The sequence below is a fragment of the Arthrobacter ginsengisoli genome (genome assembly GCF_031456935.1).
In the GTDB taxonomy this organism is placed as follows: domain Bacteria; phylum Actinomycetota; class Actinomycetes; order Actinomycetales; family Micrococcaceae; genus Arthrobacter; species Arthrobacter ginsengisoli.
The window spans coordinates 154,895-175,871 of the sequence record NZ_JAVDVQ010000001.1 but is presented as its reverse complement, the minus strand read 5'-3'; the positions used below and the strand labels follow the sequence as shown (position 1 = coordinate 175,871).

Annotated in this window: 13 protein-coding genes; 6 read left to right on the top strand and 7 right to left on the bottom strand. The window is 66.5% G+C overall.

The window, feature by feature from the left end:
- Positions 1-58 precede the first annotated feature (58 nt).
- The 4 genes from J2X01_RS00820 to J2X01_RS00805 all read right to left on the bottom strand — a co-directional run bounded on the left by J2X01_RS00820 (position 59) and on the right by J2X01_RS00805 (position 4,010).
- Positions 59-1,156: a glycosyltransferase family 4 protein gene (locus J2X01_RS00820; protein WP_310049642.1), complete on the bottom strand. Its 1,098-nt coding sequence runs from the start codon at positions 1,154-1,156 to the stop codon at positions 59-61.
- Positions 1,153-2,079: an alpha/beta fold hydrolase gene (locus tag J2X01_RS00815; RefSeq protein ID WP_310049640.1), complete on the bottom strand. Its 927-nt coding sequence runs from the start codon at positions 2,077-2,079 to the stop codon at positions 1,153-1,155. Before J2X01_RS00815 ends, J2X01_RS00820 begins: the two co-directional genes overlap by 4 nt.
- A 10-nt stretch (positions 2,080-2,089) precedes the next feature.
- Positions 2,090-2,968: an aldo/keto reductase gene (locus tag J2X01_RS00810; protein ID WP_310049638.1), complete on the bottom strand. Its 879-nt coding sequence runs from the start codon at positions 2,966-2,968 to the stop codon at positions 2,090-2,092.
- A 79-nt stretch (positions 2,969-3,047) separates the two neighbouring features.
- Complete coding sequence (locus J2X01_RS00805; RefSeq protein ID WP_310049636.1) at positions 3,048-4,010, bottom strand: sugar-binding transcriptional regulator; 963 nt, start codon at positions 4,008-4,010, stop codon at positions 3,048-3,050.
- 125 nt (positions 4,011-4,135) lie between these two features.
- Between J2X01_RS00805 and J2X01_RS00800 the strand changes: the two genes are divergently transcribed.
- The 3 genes from J2X01_RS00800 to glpK all read left to right on the top strand — a co-directional run bounded on the left by J2X01_RS00800 (position 4,136) and on the right by glpK (position 8,390).
- Positions 4,136-5,923: a glycerol-3-phosphate dehydrogenase/oxidase gene (locus J2X01_RS00800; RefSeq protein WP_310049635.1), complete on the top strand. Its 1,788-nt coding sequence runs from the start codon at positions 4,136-4,138 to the stop codon at positions 5,921-5,923.
- Between the two features lie 157 nt (positions 5,924-6,080).
- Positions 6,081-6,833, top strand: coding sequence for an MIP/aquaporin family protein (locus J2X01_RS00795; RefSeq protein WP_310049633.1), 753 nt, complete (start codon positions 6,081-6,083; stop codon positions 6,831-6,833).
- Between the two features lie 42 nt (positions 6,834-6,875).
- Complete coding sequence (glpK, locus tag J2X01_RS00790; RefSeq protein WP_310049631.1) at positions 6,876-8,390, top strand: glycerol kinase GlpK; 1,515 nt, start codon at positions 6,876-6,878, stop codon at positions 8,388-8,390.
- 183 nt (positions 8,391-8,573) lie between these two features.
- Here the strand turns inward: glpK and J2X01_RS00785 are convergent, their stop codons facing one another.
- The 3 genes from J2X01_RS00785 to J2X01_RS00775 are packed head-to-tail and all read right to left on the bottom strand — an operon-like array spanning position 8,574 to position 15,320.
- Positions 8,574-11,717 (bottom strand): efflux RND transporter permease subunit, encoded by a 3,144-nt coding sequence (locus J2X01_RS00785; RefSeq protein WP_310049630.1) that lies wholly within the window; start codon positions 11,715-11,717, stop codon positions 8,574-8,576.
- A gap of 1 nt (position 11,718) precedes the next feature.
- Entirely contained in the window at positions 11,719-12,174 is a 456-nt protein-coding gene (locus J2X01_RS00780; RefSeq protein WP_310049629.1) for a hypothetical protein, read from the bottom strand.
- Positions 12,171-15,320: an efflux RND transporter permease subunit gene (locus tag J2X01_RS00775; RefSeq protein ID WP_310049628.1), complete on the bottom strand. Its 3,150-nt coding sequence runs from the start codon at positions 15,318-15,320 to the stop codon at positions 12,171-12,173. Before J2X01_RS00775 ends, J2X01_RS00780 begins: the two co-directional genes overlap by 4 nt.
- 779 nt (positions 15,321-16,099) lie before the next feature.
- On the opposite strand from J2X01_RS00775, the gene leuS reads away from it, so the two are divergent.
- The 3 genes from leuS to J2X01_RS00760 all read left to right on the top strand — a co-directional run bounded on the left by leuS (position 16,100) and on the right by J2X01_RS00760 (position 20,759).
- Positions 16,100-18,625, top strand: a complete 2,526-nt coding sequence (gene leuS, locus J2X01_RS00770; protein WP_310049626.1) for a leucine--tRNA ligase — start codon at positions 16,100-16,102, stop codon at positions 18,623-18,625.
- A gap of 94 nt (positions 18,626-18,719) precedes the next feature.
- A complete protein-coding gene (locus J2X01_RS00765; protein WP_310049623.1) occupies positions 18,720-19,718 on the top strand; it encodes a DegV family protein in 999 nt (332 codons plus the stop codon).
- A 297-nt stretch (positions 19,719-20,015) separates the two neighbouring features.
- On the top strand, positions 20,016-20,759 hold the full coding sequence (locus tag J2X01_RS00760; RefSeq protein WP_310049621.1) for a helix-hairpin-helix domain-containing protein: 744 nt from the start codon (positions 20,016-20,018) through the stop codon (positions 20,757-20,759).
- The last annotated feature ends 218 nt before the right edge of the window (positions 20,760-20,977 follow it).

The following is a 20,977-nucleotide window of genomic DNA, read 5'->3' as shown; positions in this document are numbered from 1 at the left end:
ATTCCGGCGACGCCGCAGGCTTCCGGCGATTTCGGCGCGGATTGGGTCTTTGTGCCGGCTACTTCCGGCCCTGCCCCGACCGGTGTGCGCGCACTGCCACGGCCTCCTCGGCGGCGGCCAGCAGCCTGCGGGCGGACTCGTCCCAGCTGAAGTCGGCGGCGCGTTCCACCGAACGCCGGGAACGGGTCTTCCACAGGTCCGGTTCCTCGAGCTTCCGGACCGCCGCGGCAAATTCCGCAGGGGCATCCGGATGGACGTAGCTGACGGCGTCGCCCCCCACTTCGCGGAAGATCGGGATGTCACTGGCGATCACGGGCGTGCCGTGGGACATGGCTTCCACGAGGGGCAGGCCGTAGCCCTCCGCCCGGGAGAGACTGACCAGGGCAGTGGTCCGTCCCAGCAGGGCCTCATATTCGGCGTCGGTCACGCCGTTGTGGAAGACGATGTCCGCGCCCGCCGGCGCCAGGGCCTCGAGTTCGGCCCGGCGTTCGGGGGTGATCCGGCTGAGCAGGTGCAGGCTCATGTCCGGGAGCTCCGCCATGCCCGTGATCATGGTCTCCACGTTCTTGTACGGCATGAAGGAACCCATGTACAACAGCGTTTTGTCGGCCCCCGCTCCGGGGTCCCGCGGCGTGTGGCCGTGCTGCGGGGCGTTGCCGACGATCCGGACGGGACGCCGCGTGAGCCGGTACTTCGCGATCAGGGCGGCGGTCGTGGAACTGATCGTGGCCACGACGTCGGCCCGGTTCAGCAGGAGCCGCTGCGGCCAGAAGGCCTTGTGGTACAGCCGCCAGAGGACGCGGACGGGACCGGGCAGGAATCCGGGCGGCGCCGGGTGTTCGTAGTAGATCAGGTCGTGCAGGGTCAGCACCAGGGCGTACTTCCGGCCCAGGCTGCCCATGGTCTGCATCGGACACACCACGACGTCGGCGCCGAGCCTGTTGATTTTGCCGGCGACAAACACTTCGGCAGGGGACAGCGGGCTGTTGATCAGGGTGTACGGAACATCCGGCAGCAGGGCCAGCTGGCGGACGTCGCTGATCAGCATGGAGACATCGGCGATCTTGGCTGTGGCCTCGATCAGGCTGGAACCGTAGCGGCTGATGCCGTCATGGTGGTCCAGCCGGGTGAAGCGGGCATCGATGAGGATTCTCACGCGGAATGGTCTTTCAGGAAGCGGCGGATGAACCCCGCGGCGGGTTCCGGGGTTTCGTAGTGGATCAGGTGGCCGACGCCCGGGATCACGTCCAGGTGCGCGTCCGGCAGCAGGGCGAGCAGCGTGTGCTGGTCCGGCAGCGTGGCGATCTCGTCCTTTTCGCCGGCGATCAGCAGCACGGGAAGGGTGAGGCTGCCGGCGACTTCTGCGACGTTGCTGCCGACTGAGGCCTTGAACGCCTCCAGCAGGCTGTCACGGTCCGCGAAGGCGGAGAAATAGGCGCTGTGCTGGGCATGCACAAAACGGCGGAGCTGCTGGTCCCGGGTCTTCGCCATCGTCTCGCTCATGACCCGCACGATCAGCTGGCTGCGCAACAGTCCCTGGCCCAGCCGGCGGGGCAGCCGTGCGGCGGCTTCGTAGTACAGGACGGCGAGTTTGGTCATGAGCCCCTTGGGCCCCTCGAGGGCGGGGGCGGCGATCGGGTTGACCAGGATCAGCGCAGCGACGGTGTCCGGGTGCGCCGCCACGTAGTGGCTGGCGATGATGGAGCCAAAGGAGTGCCCCAGCAGGACCGTGTCGGGGCCCAGACGCAGCGCCGCCAGGAAGTCGGAGATGAACCGGCCGTAGCGCTCAACAGTGTGTCCGGCAGCCGCGAACGCGGCCGAACTGCCGAAGCCTGGGAGGTCGGGCATGATCAGCCGCATCTCGGGAAGCTGGTCCGCGACCCGGAGCAGTCCGTGGTGGTCGCCGCGGAAGCCGTGAATGACCAGGATGGTCCGGGTCTCCGGCGTCACACGGACCGGCTCGTAGCTCCAGTAGGCGACCCTGGTGCCGTCCAGGACCATCCCGGCGGCATGGGTGCGGGCCTCGAGGCCGGCGCTGAACAGGGGAGTGGGGGCGGGCTCGGTGGCCACGTGTTCCATTCGATCAGTCCTAATTGACGGAGTCCGGGTGGGAGCCGGTGCGGAAGCCGCGTTCCAGACCGGCCAGGGCGTCCATGGCGGCGGCCTCGAGGCTGAAACCGAAGACGTTCAGGTTTTCCCTGATCCGGGCGTACGAGCTCGCCTTGGGGATGGTGACGTTGCCGAGCTGGACATGCCAGCGGAGGATGATCTGCGCCGGGGTCCTGCCGTGCGCGGCGGCGAGGTCCAGCACCACCGGATCCTGCAGGACCTGGCCGCGGCCCAGCGGGCTCCATGCCTCGGTGGTGATTCCCAGCCCGCCGTGCAGGGCGCGGAGTTCCTCCTGCTGGAGCCACGGGTGCAGCTCGATCTGGTTGACGGCAGGGACGACCTCTGCGGTCTGCAGCAGGCGGTCCAGGTGGGCTGGCTGGAAATTCGAGACGCCGATAGCCCGCGCCCTGCCTTCCCGGTACAGCGTCTCCATGGCGCGGTAGCTCTCGGAATACAGGCCCCGCTGCGGACACGGCCAGTGGATCAGGTACATATCCACGTATTCCAGTCCGAGGTTGGCCATGGACGTGTCGAAGGCCCGCAGCGTGGCGTCGTAGCCCTGGTCATCGTTCCAGAGTTTGGTCGTCACGAACAGGTCCTCGCGTGAAAGCGATGGGGAGGCCTCGCCGGATCCGCCCCGGGCGTCGTCGGTGCTCACGAAGCTGGACAGCGAACCAATGCCACGGGCAACGCCTGTCTCGTTCCCGTACATGGCGGCGGTGTCGAAGTGCCGGTAGCCGGCCTCGAGCGCCATGGTCACGAGTCCCGCGGCTTCGGCGGGAGGCACCTTGTAGAGTCCGAACCCCAACTGGTCGATCAGGACACCGTTGTTGAGGCTGAGCCGGGGAGAGGGTTTCATAACATCGACTTTACCGACTCCGTTGCCGGTGCTCCCCACGGCAGGCCGGGCGGGCCCGGCCGAACCGGGCAAGCCCGGCTCAGGACAAGCCGTCGAAGCTGACCAGCCGCCGGGCGCTGGCCTCGTCCAGGATGAGGTCCGTGGCCAGGCCCGCGGCGAGAGCGCCGCGCAGGCCGTTGATCTTGGAGGCACCGGACACCACACAGATCCGCCGGCGCACCTGACGCAACTGCGCAAGGTCCGGTCCGGTGGAGCGTTCGTTGAGGGTGATGCCATCAGCCGAGCCATCGGCGCGGAAGAACACAGTGGCGACATCGCCCACGACGTCGGAGTTGGCCAGAACATTCAGGTCGTCCTCATCGAGGTAACCGCCCGCGTAGACGTGGCTGGGGTAGTCGGCGTCGACCGATCCGACGCCGAAAATCGCGATGCTCATGCGGGCCTGGAGTTCAAGGATGCGTTGCACACTGCGCTCATTCCACATGGCCTTTTTGGTCGCGGCGTGGTCGAAAAACGCCGGCACCGGGAACTGTTCCACCCGCGCCCCGTAGGCGCTGCCAAAGCGGCGCATGATGTCAGAGGCATAGGTGATGCCAGTGGTTTGCATGTTGCCCGCACCGTTGAGCTGGACGATCACGCTGTCGTGGGTGATCTTCCGGGTCAGGTGCCGGCTGACGGCGCTCAGGGTTGAACCCCAGGCGACGCCGATGATGGCATTGGAGTCGACCAGGGGGCCGATGGTGCGTGCGGCCTGCATGGCCACGCGGTCAAGTGTTTCCGCCTCATTGAGCGTGTCCACGACCGGAACCACGTGCACATCGACTTTGTATTCGGCGCGGATCATGCTCGCCAGTTCGGGTCCGGTGTCCAGCGGACTGCGGATCTGGATCTGCACCAGGCCGGATTCCCGGGCCGAGGAAAGCAGCCGCGACACGGTGGACCGGGAGGTGCGGAGCTCACGGGCGATGGCGTCCATGGTCAGGTCCTGCAGGTAATACAACTGGGCCGCGCGGAGAGCGTCGGAGTGGCGTGAGGGCGTCATCCCATTTCCGTTCTGCACGTTTGTGCATAGTGCTTGACTCCATTTTCCATTAGTCCAAAGAATAGTGTTGAACGGCGCCGCGCCACGCGGCGCGCCGCACCAGAGCAAAGCAGTAGGAGCAGTTCTTGGGACAGAAGGATTCAGCCCGCAACCAGGCGCCGGCCGGCGAGCGAGCATCGGTGGAGAAGCTGCGGAAGCGGCCCCACGCGCAGGTGCTGATCATCGGAGGCGGGATCAATGGAGTGGGCACGTTCCGGGATCTGGCCCTGCAGGGTATCGACGTCGCCCTCGTGGAGCGCGGGGATTACTGCCAGGGGGCCAGCGGCGCCTCCTCACACATGATCCATGGCGGCATCCGCTACCTCGAGAACGGCGAATTCCGCCTGGTCCGGGAGTCGGTGGTGGAACGCAACCGGCTGCTGCGCATCGCGCCGCACTACGTGAAACCGCTGCAGACCACCATCCCCATCTTCAGCACGTTTTCCGGTGTCCTCGCCGCCCCGCTGCGCTTCCTGACGCACAAGCAGCAGGGCGCGCCGAAGGAACGCGGCGCCTTCCTGATCAAACTCGGGCTGAGCCTGTACGACTTCTTCTCCCGCGACGGCGGCACCGTGCCCCGGCACGAGTTCCGCGGGCGCAAGCGGGCGCTGGCGGAACTGCCGCGCCTGCACCCGGGCATCAAATACGCGGCCACGTATTTTGACGCTTCCGTCCACAACCCCGAGCGCCTGACCCTTGACGTGCTGCAGGACGGCGAGAAGGCCGGCGCCGCCGGCGCCAGTGACGCCCGGGCCAGCAACTACCTCGCGCTCGTCGCGGTCAGGGACGGTGCGGGAGCCGGGCATACCGGCAGCGTCGTGGAACTCCGGGATGAGCTCACCGGTGAACTGTTCGACTTCTCCGCGGACGTCATTGTCAACACCACCGGCGCCTGGGTCGACCTGACCAACGAGAAGATGGGCGCGCCGTCGGCCTTCATGGGCGGCACCAAGGGATCGCACATCGTGCTGGACCACCCGGAACTGCTGGCCGCCTGCAACGGGCGTGAGATCTTCTTCGAACACACCGACGGCCGGATCGTGCTGATCTATCCGATGGGCGACCGGGTCCTGGTGGGCACCACCGACGTCGACGCCGACCTGGCGGAGGACGCCGTGTGCACCGGGGCGGAGATCGACTACTTCCTCGAGCTGATTGGCCACGTCTTCCCGGATATCACCCTGGACCGGGAGCAGATCGTCTACACCTTCTCCGGAGTCCGCCCGTTGCCCAGGCACGACGCCACCCAGCCCGGCTTCGTCAGCCGGGACTACCGGATCGAACGCCGCGCCGGTTCCGGCTCCGGCAACGATGGCGGCGCCGTCGTGTTCAGTCTCGTCGGCGGAAAGTGGACCACGTTCCGGGCCCTCGCCGAGCACCTGAGCACTAACGTCCTCAATGAACTTGGCCTGGTACGGAAGGTCTCGACGGCGAAACTCGCCATCGGAGGCGGTGCCGGGTTCCCGGGCACCGGGGACGCCGTGCAGCGCTGGATCAAGGCGCACATGGCCGCAGGCCGCGACGCTGACCGTACCGCAGGGCTGCTGACCCGCTACGGCACCCGCGCCGAGGAAGTCATCAGTTTCCTCGACCGCGCCCCGGACCGGCTCCTGCACTCGACCCGCGAACTGAGCGTCCGTGAGCTGGAGTTTATGGCCCGGAACGAGCAGATCGGTCACCTGGCCGACATCCTGATCCGCCGCACCTCCCTCGCCTTCAGGGGACTGGTGACCGGCGAGCTGCTGAACGAGGTCGCCGACGTCCTCTCCGGCCCGCTGGGCTGGGACGCGGCAACACGGTCTGCCGAGATCAGCCACGCTCAGGAGGTGCTCAAGCGATTCCACGGCGTTCAGGTCCACAGCCTGGTCTCCTGATAGACCCCGGCGACCGGGCGGGGGACGTCCGGACGCAAGGACTGCGTGGTTCCTCTGGGGGACCGGCGCAGTGGCCGGCCGGCGGCGCCAACAGGCACCGGCCCAACAGCCCTTCAAACTCGCGACGGGCTGACAACAGAAAATAGAGGAGTCAAAGATGTCTCTTGGAATAGTTTTCCTGTCCGAAGTATTCGGTACCGCAATGCTGACCCTGCTGGGTTGCGGCGTTGTGGCAAACGTTGCACTCAAAGGCACCAAGGGCAACAACGGCGGGTTCCTGATGGTGACCTGGGGATGGGGCATCGCCGTCTTCTCCGGTGTCTATGTTGCTGCCCTGTCCGGTGCGCACCTGAACCCGGCCGTGACTTTTGGCCTGCTGCTCAACGGCAAGAGGTTTTACGCTCCCGGCGTTCCGGTCGACTTCGCTTCGACGCTGACGTACTTCGGCGGTGAACTGCTCGGCGCCTTCCTCGGCGCCGTGGTCATGTGGCTGGCCTACAAGCAGCACTTTGACGGCGAGCCTGTGCCCGCCAGCCAGCTGGCCGTGTTCTCCACCGGCCCGGCAATCCGCTCCAGCCAGTGGAACCTGATCACCGAGATCGTCGGCACGTTTGTCCTCGTGTTCGTCATCCTGACCTTCGGCGGGACTCCCTCCGGACTCGGCCCGCTGGCGGTGGCGCTGCTCGTTGTTGGTATCGGTGTCTCACTGGGCGGTCCCACCGGCTACGCCATCAACCCGGCACGTGACCTCGGCCCCCGCATCGCGCACGCGTTGCTGCCGATCAAGGGCAAGGGCTCGAGCGACTGGGGCTACTCCTGGATCCCCGTTGTTGGACCCCTCGTCGGCGGCGGAATCGCCGGCCTCGTGGCCGCAGTCGTGCCGATCATCGCCCCTGCAATCCCCCTCTAACCGCAGTTCAACCGCGAGGCCAAAAAAGACAAGGACGTCAACATGAACCAGTACGTAATCGCCATCGACCAGGGCACCACGAGCACCCGTGCCATCGTGTTCGACCACAGCGGACATATCGTGTCCTCGGGCCAGATGGAGCACGAGCAGATTTTTCCGCAGGCCGGCTGGGTGGAGCACGATCCCGCCGAGATCTGGGACAACACCCGTGAGGTGATCGCCTCAGCCCTCTCGAAAGCGAACCTGACCCGGCACGACATTGCCGCCGTCGGCATCACCAACCAGCGCGAAACCGCCGTCGTCTGGGACAAGACGACGGGCAAGGCGATCTATAACGCCATCGTCTGGCAGGACACGCGCACGCAGCCGATCGTGGATGAGCTGGCCCAGGACGGGGGGCCGGAGCGTTTCAAACAGAAGGTCGGCCTGCCGCTGGCCACCTACTTCTCGGGCACCAAGATCAAGTGGATCCTGGACAACGTCGAGGGGGCCCGCGCCAAGGCCGAGGCCGGGGACCTGGTCTTCGGCAACACCGACTGCTGGGTGCTCTGGAATCTCACCGGAGGGATCGACGGCGGTGTGCACGTCACGGATGTCACCAACGCCTCGAGGACCATGTTCATGGACCTGGAGACGCTCTCCTGGGACCAGGGGATCCTCGACGCCTTCGGGGTGCCGGCGTCCATGATGCCTGCGATCAAGTCCTCCTCCGAGGTCTACGGCACGGTGCACACCTCGCAGCTGCTGCGTGAAGTCCCCGTCGCCGGCATCCTGGGCGACCAGCAGGCGGCCACGTTCGGCCAGGCGGCCTTCGAGGCCGGCGAAGCCAAGAACACCTACGGCACCGGCTGCTTCCTCATCTTCAACACCGGTGAGGAAATCGTCCACTCCAAGAACGGGCTGCTGACCACCGTCGGCTACAAGCTCGGCGACGCCGCCCCGCACTACGCCCTGGAAGGCTCCATCGCCGTCACCGGGTCGCTGGTCCAGTGGCTGCGTGACAACCTCGGGATGATCAGCAGCGCCCCGGAAATCGAGTCGCTTGCGGCCTCGGTCGAGAACAACGGCGGCGTGTATATCGTTCCGGCGTTCTCCGGCCTGTTCGCCCCGTATTGGCGTTCCGACGCCCGCGGCGCGATTGTCGGCCTGACCCGCTTTGTGAACAAGAACCACATCGCCCGCGCGGCGCTGGAGGCCACCGCCTTCCAGACCCGCGAGGTACTCGACGCCGTCAATGCGGACTCGGGCGTGCCGCTGACGGAACTGAAGGTCGACGGCGGCATGGTCGCTAACGACGCGCTGATGCAGTTCCAGGCGGATATCCTCGGTGTTCCGGTGATCCGGCCCAAGGTGGTGGAGACCACCGCGCTGGGCGCCGCCTACGCCGCCGGGCTCGCCGTCGGCTTCTGGAAGGACCTCGGGGAATGTTCCGCCAACTGGTCCGAGGACAAGCGCTGGGAGCCGACGATGGACCAGTCCGAGCGCGAGCGCCAGATGCGCCTGTGGAAGAAGGCCATCACCAAGTCCATGGACTGGGTCGACGACGACGTCAGGTAGCCGTTCCCCGGGCCTCACGGCAAGAAAGTGCTCCGGGCCAGCGATGCTGGCCCGGAGCACTTTCTTGGCTGCGCCCCGCGAAGGATGTGGAGCGTCAGTGCCCGCGGCGCGGAGCCAAGCCGTGAAGCGTTTTCATGGGAGGGCCATGTCCCTGGCGTCTTTCTTGGTAGTAGTGGACCGCTGCTAGACGGCGGGTGCCGGCTGCGGCTGGTTGGGCCGGCGCTCACGCTTTGGACCCTTCTTGGCGAAGCGCAGGTAGAGCGACGGAACGATGAACAGGTTGACGAGCGTCGACGTGACGAGGCCGCCCAGAATCACCACCGCCATGGGATGTTCAATCTCATGGCCCGGAATGTTCCCCATCACCACCAGCGGCACGAGGGCGAGGGCGGTGGCAAGCGTGGTCATCAGGATCGGTGACAACCGTTCGGAGGCCCCCCGGAGCACCAGCGCCGGTCCGAAGGCCATCCCCTCGTACTGCTCCAGGTGCTGGCAGTGGTTGATGAGCAGGATGCCGTTGCGGGCCGCGATCCCCATCAGCGTCAGGAAGCCGACCAGCGAACCCAGCGACAGGATCCCGCCGCTGAGGTGGGCCGCAATCACCCCCCCCACCAAGGCGACCGGCAGCGTCAGGAGGGCCAGGATGGCCAACCGCCAGCTCCGGAAGGCCGCCTGGAGCAGGAGGAAGACCACAATGACCGCGCCGGCCGAGTAGAGCAGCAGGCGCTGTGTCGCGGCCTGGCGTTCCGCGTATTCGCCCAGGACCACCGCTTCATAACCGATCGGGAACTGGACCGACTCCATCTCTGACTTCAATTTCTCGACGACCTTCGCAAGGTCCCCTTCCTTGACGTTGGCGCTGACATCGATGCGCCTGGATCCCTCCGACCGCTCAATGACATTGGGGGTGGGTTTGACGGAAATCGTGGCGACGTCAGCCATCCGGATCCTTTCTCCGCCCGGGGTATCGAGTGGGAGGTTTTCAATGCTCGTGACACTGGTCCGGATCTCCGGCGGGCTCCACACCTGGACGTCGTAGGCTTTGCCGTCCCGGAAGACGTCTCCGACTTCCTCCCCGGCGACCAGGGTCGCGGCGGCGCGGCGAACGTCGCCCGGCTTCAGCCCGTATCGGTTCGCGGCATCCAGATTAACTTCCACGTTGATCTGGGGAATGTTGGCCTGGAGGGCAACCTTCGCACCGATGGCGCCCTCGATACCGCCGAGAATGCCCTTGATCTTGTCAGCCTCCTGGCGCAGCGTCGCAAGATCGTCGCCATAGACCCGCACGACGACGGCGTAGCCAGTTCCTGTCAGGACCTCGCGGATGCGTTCCTTGAGGTAGGTCTGGACGTCCCGGACGATGCCTGGATAGCCGTCCACGACCGCCTGCACGGCGGCCAGGGTCTCGTCGTAATCGACCGCGGGGTCGACGCTGATCCAGTTCTCACCGAAGTAGACACCCACCACCTCATCGGCGTTGAAAGCCTGGCCGATGTGGGAGCCGCAGTTGTTCACGCCCGGGATCGTCATGAGTTCCTTGCAGGCCAGCTGGCTGACCCTGACCTCCTCGGCGTTGGACGTGCCGGGCTGCGTGAGCCAGTGCATCAGGAAGTCCCGCTCCTTAAACGACGGGAGCAATGACTGGCCCAACAGGGGCGCCGCCACAATACCGATGACGCCCAGGGCGCCCAGGGCAAGGTACCCCGGGGCGGGCCTGCGGACCATGGGCTGGAGCAGCCGGGCGTACCAGCGCTTCAGGATCCGCACCACGGGCGGATCCCGGTCCTCCAGTTTGGCGTTCCGGAGGAAGATGTAGGCCATCGCCGGGGTGACGGTGAGGGCAACCAGCATGGACGCCATCACCGCGAGGGTGTAGGAGGTTGCCAGCGGACGGAAGAACGCGCCGGTCAGTCCGTCCAGGAAAAAGATCGGCACCGTGGCGGCGACGATGATCAAGGTGGCGTAGACAATGGGTCCGCGCACCTCAAGCGAGGCGTTGACCACGACCCTGGCGGTGCTGCCGGCCCCGCCGCTGGCCCGGTGGTGCCGGAGCCGTCGGACGATGTTTTCCACGTCGATAATGGCATCGTCCACCACCACCCCGACGGCAATCACCAGCCCCGCAAGCACCATCGTGTTAATCGTGCCTCCGGTCCAGTAGAGCACCAGGGCCGCGGCCATCAGGGACAAGGGGATGGCCATCACGCTGACCAGCGCCGTCCGCCACTGGAACAGGAAGACGCTCAAGACCAGGATGACCAGAAGGCATCCGAGCAGCAGGGCGACGCCCAGGTTGCCGAGGGACTCCTCGATGAAGGTCGCCGGCCGGAACAGTGTGGTGTCCACGGCAATCCCGGTGAGGCCGGGCTCAAGCTGCTTCAGGGCCTCCTCCACCCCGCGCGTCACTTCGAGGGTGTTGCCCCAAGGGAGCTTCTCGACGATCAGCATGAGCCCCGGGCCGCCATTAATGACGGCATCACCGATCAGCTGCTGGTGGTCTTCCACGACGTTGGCGACGTCGGACAGGCGCAGCGGCGCCTTGCCGTCACGGTCCTCCACGGCCACCTTCGCCAGTTCCTCCGGGGAGGTGATGGGTTGTACATGCCGGATGCCAATGGCCTGGCTGGGGGTATCGATCGAGCCGCCGGTACCGATGAGGGCGCCCGGGGAGTACTGGAGCAGACCCGCGTCCAGAGCGTCGGAGGTGGAACTCATCACTGTTTCCAGCGTGACATTGTTGGCCGCCAGCCTGGCCGGATCAACCTGCACCTGAAGCATCTGGAGGCGTTCGCCCCAGATGGCGACATTGGCCACCCCCGGAACCCGGAGCAGATGAGCCCTGATGTTCCAGTAGGAAATCATCGACATCTCAATCAGCGACCGTGTGTCCGAGGACAGGCCGATCTTCATCACGCGGCTGGTCGAGGACAAAGGCTGCAGCATCAGCGGCGGGGCAGCCCACGTGGGCAGGGTCGGGATGACCGTAGCCATCCGCTCGGACACCAGCTGCCTTGCGGTCAGCAGATCCGTGCCGTTCTCGAATTCCATCACAATTGACGAGAGCTGCGGCACGGACTTGGACCTCATGTGGTCGAGGCCGTCGATTCCGTTAAACGCCTCTTCCATCGGAACCGACACGAGTTCTTCGACCTCGGCGGCGGTAAGTCCCAGGCAGGCTGTCTGGACTTCCACCTTGGGCGGCGCGAACTCGGGGAACACGTCCACCGAGGCGCTGCTGAGTTGCGCGCCGCCCACGATCATCAGCGCAGCTGCCAGCGCGATGATGATCGATCTGAACTTCAGGCTGGCTGCGACTATCCGGCGCATGTCATTTCCCCGTGTTGAACTCGGCGCCGAACAGTTCAACCGCGCCGACTGTTACAACCGGAGTCCCCACGGCGGGACCTTGGCTGGCGGTGACCACGCCGGACTCGACCTTGCTGACGGTGACTGCCTGGCGTTCAAACACCCGCGGGGCGGGGTTGGTGTAGACCCAGGTCTTGCCGTTCGCATCGTAGAGCAGCGAGGCGTACGGCAGCAGCACGTCCGATCCCGCACCGGCGGCAACAGTTGCCGTCTGCAGATCGATGCGGCTCAGGCCGTGTTCGGTCAGGGTCAGCTTGGCGATGCCGGTCGTGGAGTTCTTCTCCACTTTCGCAGGGGCCTCGCCAACCGATGCGGGCGTCACCGCCGCGGGCTGCGCGCAGGCCGGGAGGGCGAAGAGGAGAGCGGCGCAGACAGCGGCCGCCAGGGGCAGATGCCGTTGGGGCTTCTGGCTGGTCATTTTACTTCCACCTTTTCCTGCGTATCGGGCTGAACGGGGACTTCCGCTTCGTACACTTCCGACCACTCTTCCGGTGCGGTGCGGGGACCGAACCATAGGGCCAGCAGAGGGAGCACCAGCAGGGCCACGAGGGTTGTGGTCACGAGGCCTCCGGCGATGATGAGCAGCATCGGGGCAATCACGGCCTGGCCGACGGTCCCGCCGAACACCGCGGGCGGAACCAGCACGAGTGCGGTGATCAGGGCAGCCTTCAATACCGGAGCTACCCGGTCCCTGGCTGCCACCATGATGATCTCCCCGCGTAATGACTTCGGCTGGGTACGCCACAGTTCATCGATACGCCCGGACAGCACGGTTGTGTTGCGGGCGGCGATGGCCAGGACCGCGGCAAAGGCCGTCATGGCAATCCAGGAGATCGTGGCGGCGCCGATCCAGGCGGCCACGGCCGCTCCGGCCAGCGCAGCCGGCAGTGCCAGGAAGTTGGCGAGGGCCAGCTTCCAGCTCCGGACCGCCGTCTGCAGCAGCAGGAATACGCCGAGGAGGGCGGCGGCGGCAATCCACAGCACCAGCGTGTCGGCGGCCTGCAACTGGCCGTACTTCGCCGGGATCTCGGCGTGGTACTCGAGCGGGAACTGGATTTGCTTGATCGTGGCTTCGATGTCGCGCTGCACGTCGGCCAGCGGCCGTCCGCTGACGTCGGCCAGGATATCGATCCGCCGCGACGTGTCGTCGTGCATGACGACGACTTCATTGGGCACCATCCGGATCACGGCGATCTGGCCCAGTTGGACGTGGCCGCCGGACGGAGTATCGATGAGCAGTTCACGGATGCTGGTCAGGTCATCCCTGACGTCAACCGCGCCGCGCACGACGACCTCGAAGACCTTCTGCTCTTCAAAGAGGTTGCCTACGACGACCCCCTGCATCAGCGTCGCGGCGGCGCGTCTGGCGTCACCGGGCTTGATGCCGAACTTCTGGGCAGCCTCCAGGTTGACCTCGACCTCCACGATCGGAGTCATAGCCGCTGCGTTGATGGTCGGGTTCTTGACCCCGTTGATGTTCTCCAGGGCCTTGCGGATCTCTTCGGCCTTTTCCCGCAGGACGGGCATTTCCGTGCCGTACACGCGGACCCCGAAACCGGGCTCCAGGCTGCTGTGCATGTCGCCGATCTTCTGCTCCGAGTAGTTCACAACGTTGTGCGTGATGCCGGGGTAGCCCTGCACCACGTCCCGGACGGCCTGCTCCGTCTCACTGAAGTTGGCCCCGGGATCAATTGACACCCACAACTCCGCCGCGCTGTTTCCGACGACCTGGTCGGAGGTGATGGCCCGGCCGATGTGCCCACCGACCCCGGTTACCCCCGGCAGGGCCTTGAGTTCGTCAGAGGCCCTGGACGCGATCCGGCGCACCTCGTCGTTGGAGGTGCCGGCCATCGAGTCCCACTGGACCAGCAGGGTCCTGTCCGGCAGCGTCGGAACAACCGGCCGGTTCCCCACCAACTGGGATCCGGCGGCCAGACCAAGCACGCCGACAACAGCTACGGCCACCAGGGTGAGGGTCCGGCGGGAGCGGGCGCCATCGAGCGCGCGCTCGTAGTTCGCGCGGGCGCGACCGGCTGCCGGAGGCTCCTTGCGGGGCGCCGCGTCGCGGGGCAGCAGGAGCTGCACCAGCACCGGCGTGACCGAGAGGCCGACGAGCAGGCCGATCACCAGGGCCAGCACCAGGGACCAAAACAGCGGAGTGAAGAAGGAGCCGCCGACCCCGGGTACGAACAGCGTCGGGATGAGGACGAGCACCATAATCAGTGAGGCCAGGAATATGGGCGTCCTGACACTCCGCACCACCGACACGATCCGGGACCGCAGCGTGGCCTCGGTTTCCGTGGCCTCGGTGACCAGGGGCCGACGTCGCTGGGCCTGGACGTCATCGACGATGTCGCCCACAATCACGGACATTCCGAGGATCATGCCGACCAGGACGGCGAGGTTCAACGTGGCGTCTTGCGCGTAGAGGACCACTGCCGCCGTCGTGACGGTCGTGGCAATGGCCGCGAGGGCAATTACCGCCACGCGCCACGAGCGGAAGAGCAGCCAGAAGAGTCCGACGGCGATCAGCAGGCTGATCAACAGGGCCAGGCCCAGGCCGGTCACCGAGTCCTGGACTGCGGTCGCGGGGCGGAACACTGTGGTGTCCAGCTGCACGCCGGACAGGCCGGGTTCCATGTCCTTGAGGGCGGCCTCAATAGCCTCGGTCACCTCAACTGCGCTGGTACTGGGGAACTTCTCGATGACGAGCATCAGCCCGGCGTCCTGTCCGACGACGGCGTCGCCGATCAGGGGCTGGTGGTCTTCCCTGACCTGGGCAATATCGCCAAGCAGCATGGCGGGGGACGAATCCTCCACGCTGACTTTGGAAAGGTCGGCCGGAGTCCGGATCGGGAGGACGTGCTGGATGCCGAGCCGCTGGCTGGGAGACTCGACGAAACCGCCTGTGCCCGGGGTGGACGCCTCGAGGAAACTCAACGGCGACACCCACACCGCGTTGCCGGTCGTCTTGATGACCTGTTCGAGGGTGATTCCCTTGTCACGGAGCTGCGTGGGGGTGACCTCGACCTGGAGTTGCTGCTCGCGCTGGCCCCAAATGGAAACGTTCGCCACGCCGGGAATGCCGATCAGCCGTGGTTTGATCTTCCACCGGGCCAGGACCGACATTTCAATGCCGGAGAGCTGCTTCGAGTTCATCTTCACCATCAGCACGCGGCTGGTGGAGGACATGGGCTGCATGATCAGCGGGGGAGCGGAGACGTTCGGCAGCGCCACGGCCTGGGTCATTCGTTCCGCGACGAGCTGGCGTGCGCGCAACAGGTCCGTGCCGGGCGCGAAGACGAGCTCGATGGAGGACAGCCCCGGGACGGATTTCGAGCGGATCTCGTCCAGCCAGGCCACCCCGTTGAGGAGGTCGGCTTCCATCGGGGAAGTAATCAGCTGTTCAACTTCCACAGCAGAAAGGCCAAGGGCCTCGGTCTGGATTTCGACTTGCGCCGGTGCGAATTCCGGCATTGTGTCCACGGCGATGCGGGGGACATTAATTATGCCGAAGGCGACAATTCCGGCTGCAAGCGCGAGCACCAGGATACGGAACTGCAAGCTGAAACGAGTAATCCAGCCAAACATGGCTAGACCGTTTCCGGGCTGCGTCCGGACGCGGCGCACCGCTCGGCCGGATCGATGATTGGTGGCAGGCTACAACTGCGCATGACAGACATGTCAGGCTCCTCAACCCGAGACCTGTTGCGAAATTCCCCAGCGGCCTTGAGTGCATAGTGTTCCTCCTTAGAGTGTTTGGCAAGGAGTAAATATTCACCCGGGATTGTCGAATCTGCATGGCCGCTCTCATGTAGGCACCAATTTGTCAATGGGTAAGTTCCCATTACCCGGACACGCGGCAAATGTACTTGGGTTGGTCTGGAAATCCACTTGGCAAATTGCGGCATGTACTTTCTGCGGGAGAGGCTGGTGGCCCGGCAGGATCGTCATTGTTGGCGTAAGTACACGTCTCTTCCGGGTGGTGCATTTATAACAATTCGGAATTGTCAGCTCGGGTGACGATCGCCGTGCCCCGCTCTTCGGCCGGCCGTACCGTTGGCGGCCCGGCTCCCGCAAGTCCGCTGAGGTTTCCCCGCGAACCGGCTGGAGGCGCTAAAGTAGAGCTATGCGTGCGATGCTCCTGCTTAGCTAGCCGCCCGGCATCCCGACGAGAACTCGGTTTGCCGAGCGGCAGCCCCTCCGTGTCGAGGGGCTTTTGTGTGTCTGGACCCTTTTGGGCGGACGGCAGGGGAGCGGGCGGGGCATCGCCTCCGCCTGAGAGATTTGACGGTACAAGACTTGACGGACCATAAGGCTTGACAGAACAGAAGAGGCCAGCAGTGAGCGTTCAGCCGGAGACAGAGACCGGAACACCAGCAGTCGCAGCGGAGATCCCCGACGAGGGTGCCTACAGCTTCGCGGCCATGGAGGCCAAGTGGCCCCAGGTGTGGGAGGACCTCAAGGTCTTCACGCCCGTCGACGACGGCTCGAAGGAGCGGCGGTACGTGCTGGACATGTTCCCGTACCCCTCCGGCGACCTTCACATGGGCCACGCGGAAGCGTTCGCGATGGGCGACGTCGTCGCCCGGTACCTGCGCCAAAAGGGTTTTGACGTGCTGCACCCGATCGGCTGGGATTCCTTCGGGCTTCCCGCCGAGAACGCCGCCATCAAGCGCAATGCCCACCCCAGCGAGTGGACCTACGCCAATATCGAGACCCAGGCGGCATCGTTCAAACGCTATGCCATCTCCGCCGACTGGTCCCGCCGGATCCACACGTCCGACCCGGAGTACTACCGCTGGACGCAGTGGCTCTTCAAGCGCTTTCACGAGCGCGGCCTGGCCTACCGCAAGAATTCCCCCGTCAACTGGTGCCCCAAGGACCAGACGGTGCTGGCCAACGAGCAGGTCGTCAACGGTGCCTGTGAGCGCTGCGGCACCCCGGTCACCAAGAAGTCGCTCAACCAGTGGTACTTCAAGATCACCGATTACGCCGACCGACTGCTCGACGATATGGACGAACTGCGCGGCCACTGGCCCGAACGCGTCCTCGCCATGCAGAAGAACTGGATCGGACGGTCCGAAGGCGCGCACGTCAACTTCGTGATCGAAGCCGACGGCGGCCGACCCGCCAAGGACGTCACAGTATTCACAACACGTCCCGACACCCTGTACGGCGCGACGTTCTTCGTCGTCGCCGCCGACGCGCCGATCGCCGTCGAACTGGTCACGGAGGAGCATGCCGCTGCCTTGGACGCCTACCGCGATCAGGTCAAGGCGCTCTCCGAAATTGAACGCCAGTCCACCGAGCGGGAGAAGACCGGCGTCTTCACCGGCCGGTACGCCATCAACCCGCTGAACGGCGAGAAGCTGCCTGTCTGGGCCGCCGACTACGTGCTGGCCGACTACGGCACCGGCGCCATCATGGCCGTCCCGGCCCACGACCAGCGCGACCTCGACTTCGCCCGGACGTTCGACCTGCCGGTCCGGGCCGTGCTGGACACGGGCGAGGAAGATCCCGCGGTCAGCGGCACCGCAACCTCCGGCGAGGGAACGCTGATCAACTCCGGCGCCCTGGACGGAATGCCCAAGGCAGAAGCCATCCCGGCTGCCATAGCGATCCTGGAGCAGCAAGGCACCGGCGAGAAATTCGTGAACTTCCGCCTGCGCGACTGGCTGCTCAGCCGGCAGCGCTTCTGGGGTACCCCGATCCCGATCATCCACTGCCCCGCCTGCGGGGAAGTCCCGGTCCCGGACGATCAGCTGCCCGTCACACTGCCCGCCGACCTGCGTGGCGAAGACCTGTCCCCGAAGGGCACCTCCCCGCTGGCCGCCGTCGAAAACTGGGTCAACGTCGAGTGCCCCAGCTGCAACGGCCCGGCCAAACGGGACACGGACACCATGGACACCTTCGTGGATTCCTCCTGGTACTTCCTGCGTTTCGTCTCCCCGCAGTTCACCGAGGGTCCGTTCGATCCGGAGAAGATCAACGACTGGATGCCGGTCGGCCAGTACGTGGGTGGCGTGGAGCACGCCATCCTGCACTTGCTCTACGCGCGCTTCTTCACCAAGGTTATCCACGACCTGGGCATGATCGACGCCGACGAACCGTTCAGCGCGCTGCTGAACCAGGGCCAGGTGCTCAACGGCGGCAAGGCGATGAGCAAGTCCCTGGGCAACGGGGTCGATCTGGGTGAACAGCTGGACAAGTTTGGTGTGGACGCCGTCCGGCTCACCATGATCTTCGCCTCCCCGCCGGAGGACGACGTCGACTGGGCCGACGTTTCGCCGTCGGGCTCCGCGAAGTTCCTGGCCCGGGCCTGGCGGCTGGGACAGGACGTCACCAGCGCCCCCGGCGTCGACTACGCCGCCGGCGACCGGGCCCTGCGCGCCGTCACGCACCGCACGATCGCCGACGCGGAAGCCCTGCTGGACCACAACAAGTTCAACGTGGTCGTGGCGAAGCTGATGGAACTGGTGAACGCGACCCGCAAGACGACCGACACCGGGGCAGGCGGCGCCGATCCGGCGGTCCGGGAAGCCGTCGAGACTGTGGCGGTCATCCTGAGCCTCTTCGCGCCCTACACGGCCGAGGACCTCTGGAACGTGCTGGGGCACCCCGCCTCGGTGGCCAATGCCGGCTGGCCGACACACGACGCGGCACTCCTCGTGCAGGACACGGTGACCGCCGTCGTCCAGGTCCAGGGCAAGGTGCGGGACCGCTTGGAAGTCCCGCCGGGGATCAGCGAGGACGAGCTGCGTGAACTGGCGCTGGCCTCGGAAAACGTCCAGCGTGCCCTTGACGGCCGCGGGATCCGCACGGTGATCGTCCGGGCGCCTAAACTGGTCAACATCGTCCCGGCCTAGCCTTTCAGGCTGGCCTGGCCGGCCGCCGGTGTAAGCCGGCGGCCAGCCGTCAGAGCGTGTCCCGACAGCAAGCGCAGACGCCAGGAGGTGCTTCGTGCCCGACCGCGATACCGCGGGGTGGCTCTGGCTGAAGGAGCGCCTCATCCCGCTCCGTCTGGCCAGGCGGCCCGAAGCGGTTCCCGAGGCGGCCCCCGCCGCCCGCACGGCCGTGGTCACCGACTCGGCCGCGGCACTGCCCGCCGACTGGGTCCGGGCCTTCTCCGCGGACGGACGGCTGACCGTCGTTCCGATGCCCGTGATGGTGGGCGCGGAAATCTACGGCGAAGGTGAGGACGACATCGCCGACAAGATCGCCGTGGCCCTTGCCAGCGGCAAGCCCGTCAAGACCTCGCGCCCTTCACCCGGACAGTTCGAACAGGCTTATCTGGCGGCCCAGCGGCGCGGATTTGAGTCTGTCGTGTCGGTCCACATTTCCAGCGAATTGTCCGGGACCGCGGACTCGGCCCGCCTCGCCGCCGCGCGGGTTTCCATTCCCGTGGAAGTCGTTGACTCGCGGACTGTCGGCATGGCGCAGGGGATGGGGGTCCAGAGCGCCGTTACCGCAGCGGCGGCCGGCCGGCCGCCGGCTGAAGTGCGGGAGTTCGCCGAGCAACAGCTGGCCCGCACCAGGGTGTACTTCTACGTGCCGAGTCTCGAACAATTACGGCGCGGCGGACGGATCGGGGCCGCCGCCTCGCTCTGGGGGACCATGTTCTCGATCAAGCCCATCCTCGCGCTCGAGGACGGCCGGGTGGTTCCGGTAGAGAAGGTGCGGTCGGCGCCGAAGGCCATCGCGCGGCTCCAGGAGATCGTTGTGGCCGATGCCGCCGGCCGGCCCGCGGGGCAGGCCCGGCTTGCAGTCCACCATTTCGGCAACCCGGCCGAGGCCGAACAGCTCGCAGCGCAGCTGGCCGAATCGGTTCCCGGCTGTGCTCCGGTCCAGATCAGCGCGCTGCCGGCCGTGCTGGCGGCCCATGCCGGACTCGGTGTGCTGGCCGTGATCGTCGGGGAGAGCCGCACCCCGGCACCCCAGGACACCACCGGCGCGTCGTAGTCCGGTGCGGCGCCCAAGGGCTGTTCGCTGTGCTTCCCGGACTCGCACCTCGTCACGGCCTGGCACCAATTTACCGCCGCATAGACGGACGCTGCCCGACGCTCCCGCGCAGTTCCTTCAGTATCCACATAGAACGCGCGGGCCCTGAGCCGGGACCTCGAAGCTTCGTACGATGGGCGCATGCCGCGCCACGACCTAGAAGACCCATCCAGAGACCAACCGGGCCCTGCCGGCCGCGGGTTGTTGTTCGCGGGCGGTAACAGGGACGGCGCCGATCCGCCAGGGGAACCGCCGCTGGTGACCCGGTCCGCGGCACAGCGCACCGCCGACGATTCGCCGGGCAGCCCCGCGCCCCGCCTCCGGTGGCGCACCGGACGGCAGGCTGCCACGCTGCTGTGCCTGCTGGCCACGGCCCTCCTGGGCTGGTTCTGGTGGCAGGCCGCGAACGTCACAGCGGCCGTCAGCCCGCTCAGTTCCGTCAGCGGTCCGGACAACGGCCAAGCGCCCACGCCGGAACCGGAGGACAGTTCCACTCCCGCCGCGGACCGCGCTCCGGCAGGCAGCGGAGCCGAATCGCCCGGAAAGATCATCGTCCATGTGGCCGGTGCCGTTGTCCGCGCCGGAATTGTCGAGTTGCCGCAGGGCAGCCGCCTGCACGAGGCCATTGCGGCTGCGGGAGGAAGCGCCCAGGACGCGGACCCCGACCAGCTCAATCTCGCGGCTGTCCTTGAGGACGGGCAGAAAGTGCTGGTGCCGCGGCAGGGCGAGACCGCCCCGGCCGGTCCTGCCCCCGGGGGTGACGCGGGAGCCGGGGAAAGCCCGACGGGCGGCGACGGATCCCCTCCCGCAGGGAAAATCAATCTGAACACCGCCGGACCGGATGAACTGGCAACCCTGCCGCGCGTGGGCCCGGTGCTTGCCCAGCGGATTGTGGACTGGCGAACGGAGCACGGCCACTTCCAGCGGGTCGAGGAACTGGACGCCGTGGACGGGGTTGGGCCCAAGCTGCTCGCGGCCCTGCTGCCCCTGGTCCGGGTTTGAGAGGCGTGACATGGAACGGCGGAGTCGCTGGCAGGGGTTCGTAGACGCCGCGGCAGGCCGGGAGCCGGGGCACTCCGGTTCACCGCCGCCCGCCCGGGCCAGGCCGGACCGGCAGCAAGCCAGCGGGAAGGAATCCCGGGGGACACGGCTCCGAGACCGGATTCCGTCATTCTTCCTTCCGGAGCGCAGCACTCCGGCCTCGGACGAACTGCTGCGCA

Bases quoted from the DNA above. Each gene is read 5' to 3' on its own strand.
- J2X01_RS00815 (WP_310049640.1), bottom strand. From the start codon at position 2,079: ATGGAACACGTGGCCACCGAGCCCGCCCCCACTCCCCTGTTCAGCGCC.
- J2X01_RS00810 (WP_310049638.1), bottom strand. From the start codon at position 2,968: ATGAAACCCTCTCCCCGGCTCAGCCTCAACAACGGTGTCCTGATCGAC.
- J2X01_RS00805 (WP_310049636.1), bottom strand. From the start codon at position 4,010: ATGACGCCCTCACGCCACTCCGACGCTCTCCGCGCGGCCCAGTTGTAT.
- J2X01_RS00795 (WP_310049633.1), top strand. From the start codon at position 6,081: ATGTCTCTTGGAATAGTTTTCCTGTCCGAAGTATTCGGTACCGCAATG.
- glpK (WP_310049631.1), top strand. From the start codon at position 6,876: ATGAACCAGTACGTAATCGCCATCGACCAGGGCACCACGAGCACCCGT.
- J2X01_RS00785 (WP_310049630.1), bottom strand. From the start codon at position 11,717: ATGCGCCGGATAGTCGCAGCCAGCCTGAAGTTCAGATCGATCATCATC.
- J2X01_RS00780 (WP_310049629.1), bottom strand. From the start codon at position 12,174: ATGACCAGCCAGAAGCCCCAACGGCATCTGCCCCTGGCGGCCGCTGTC.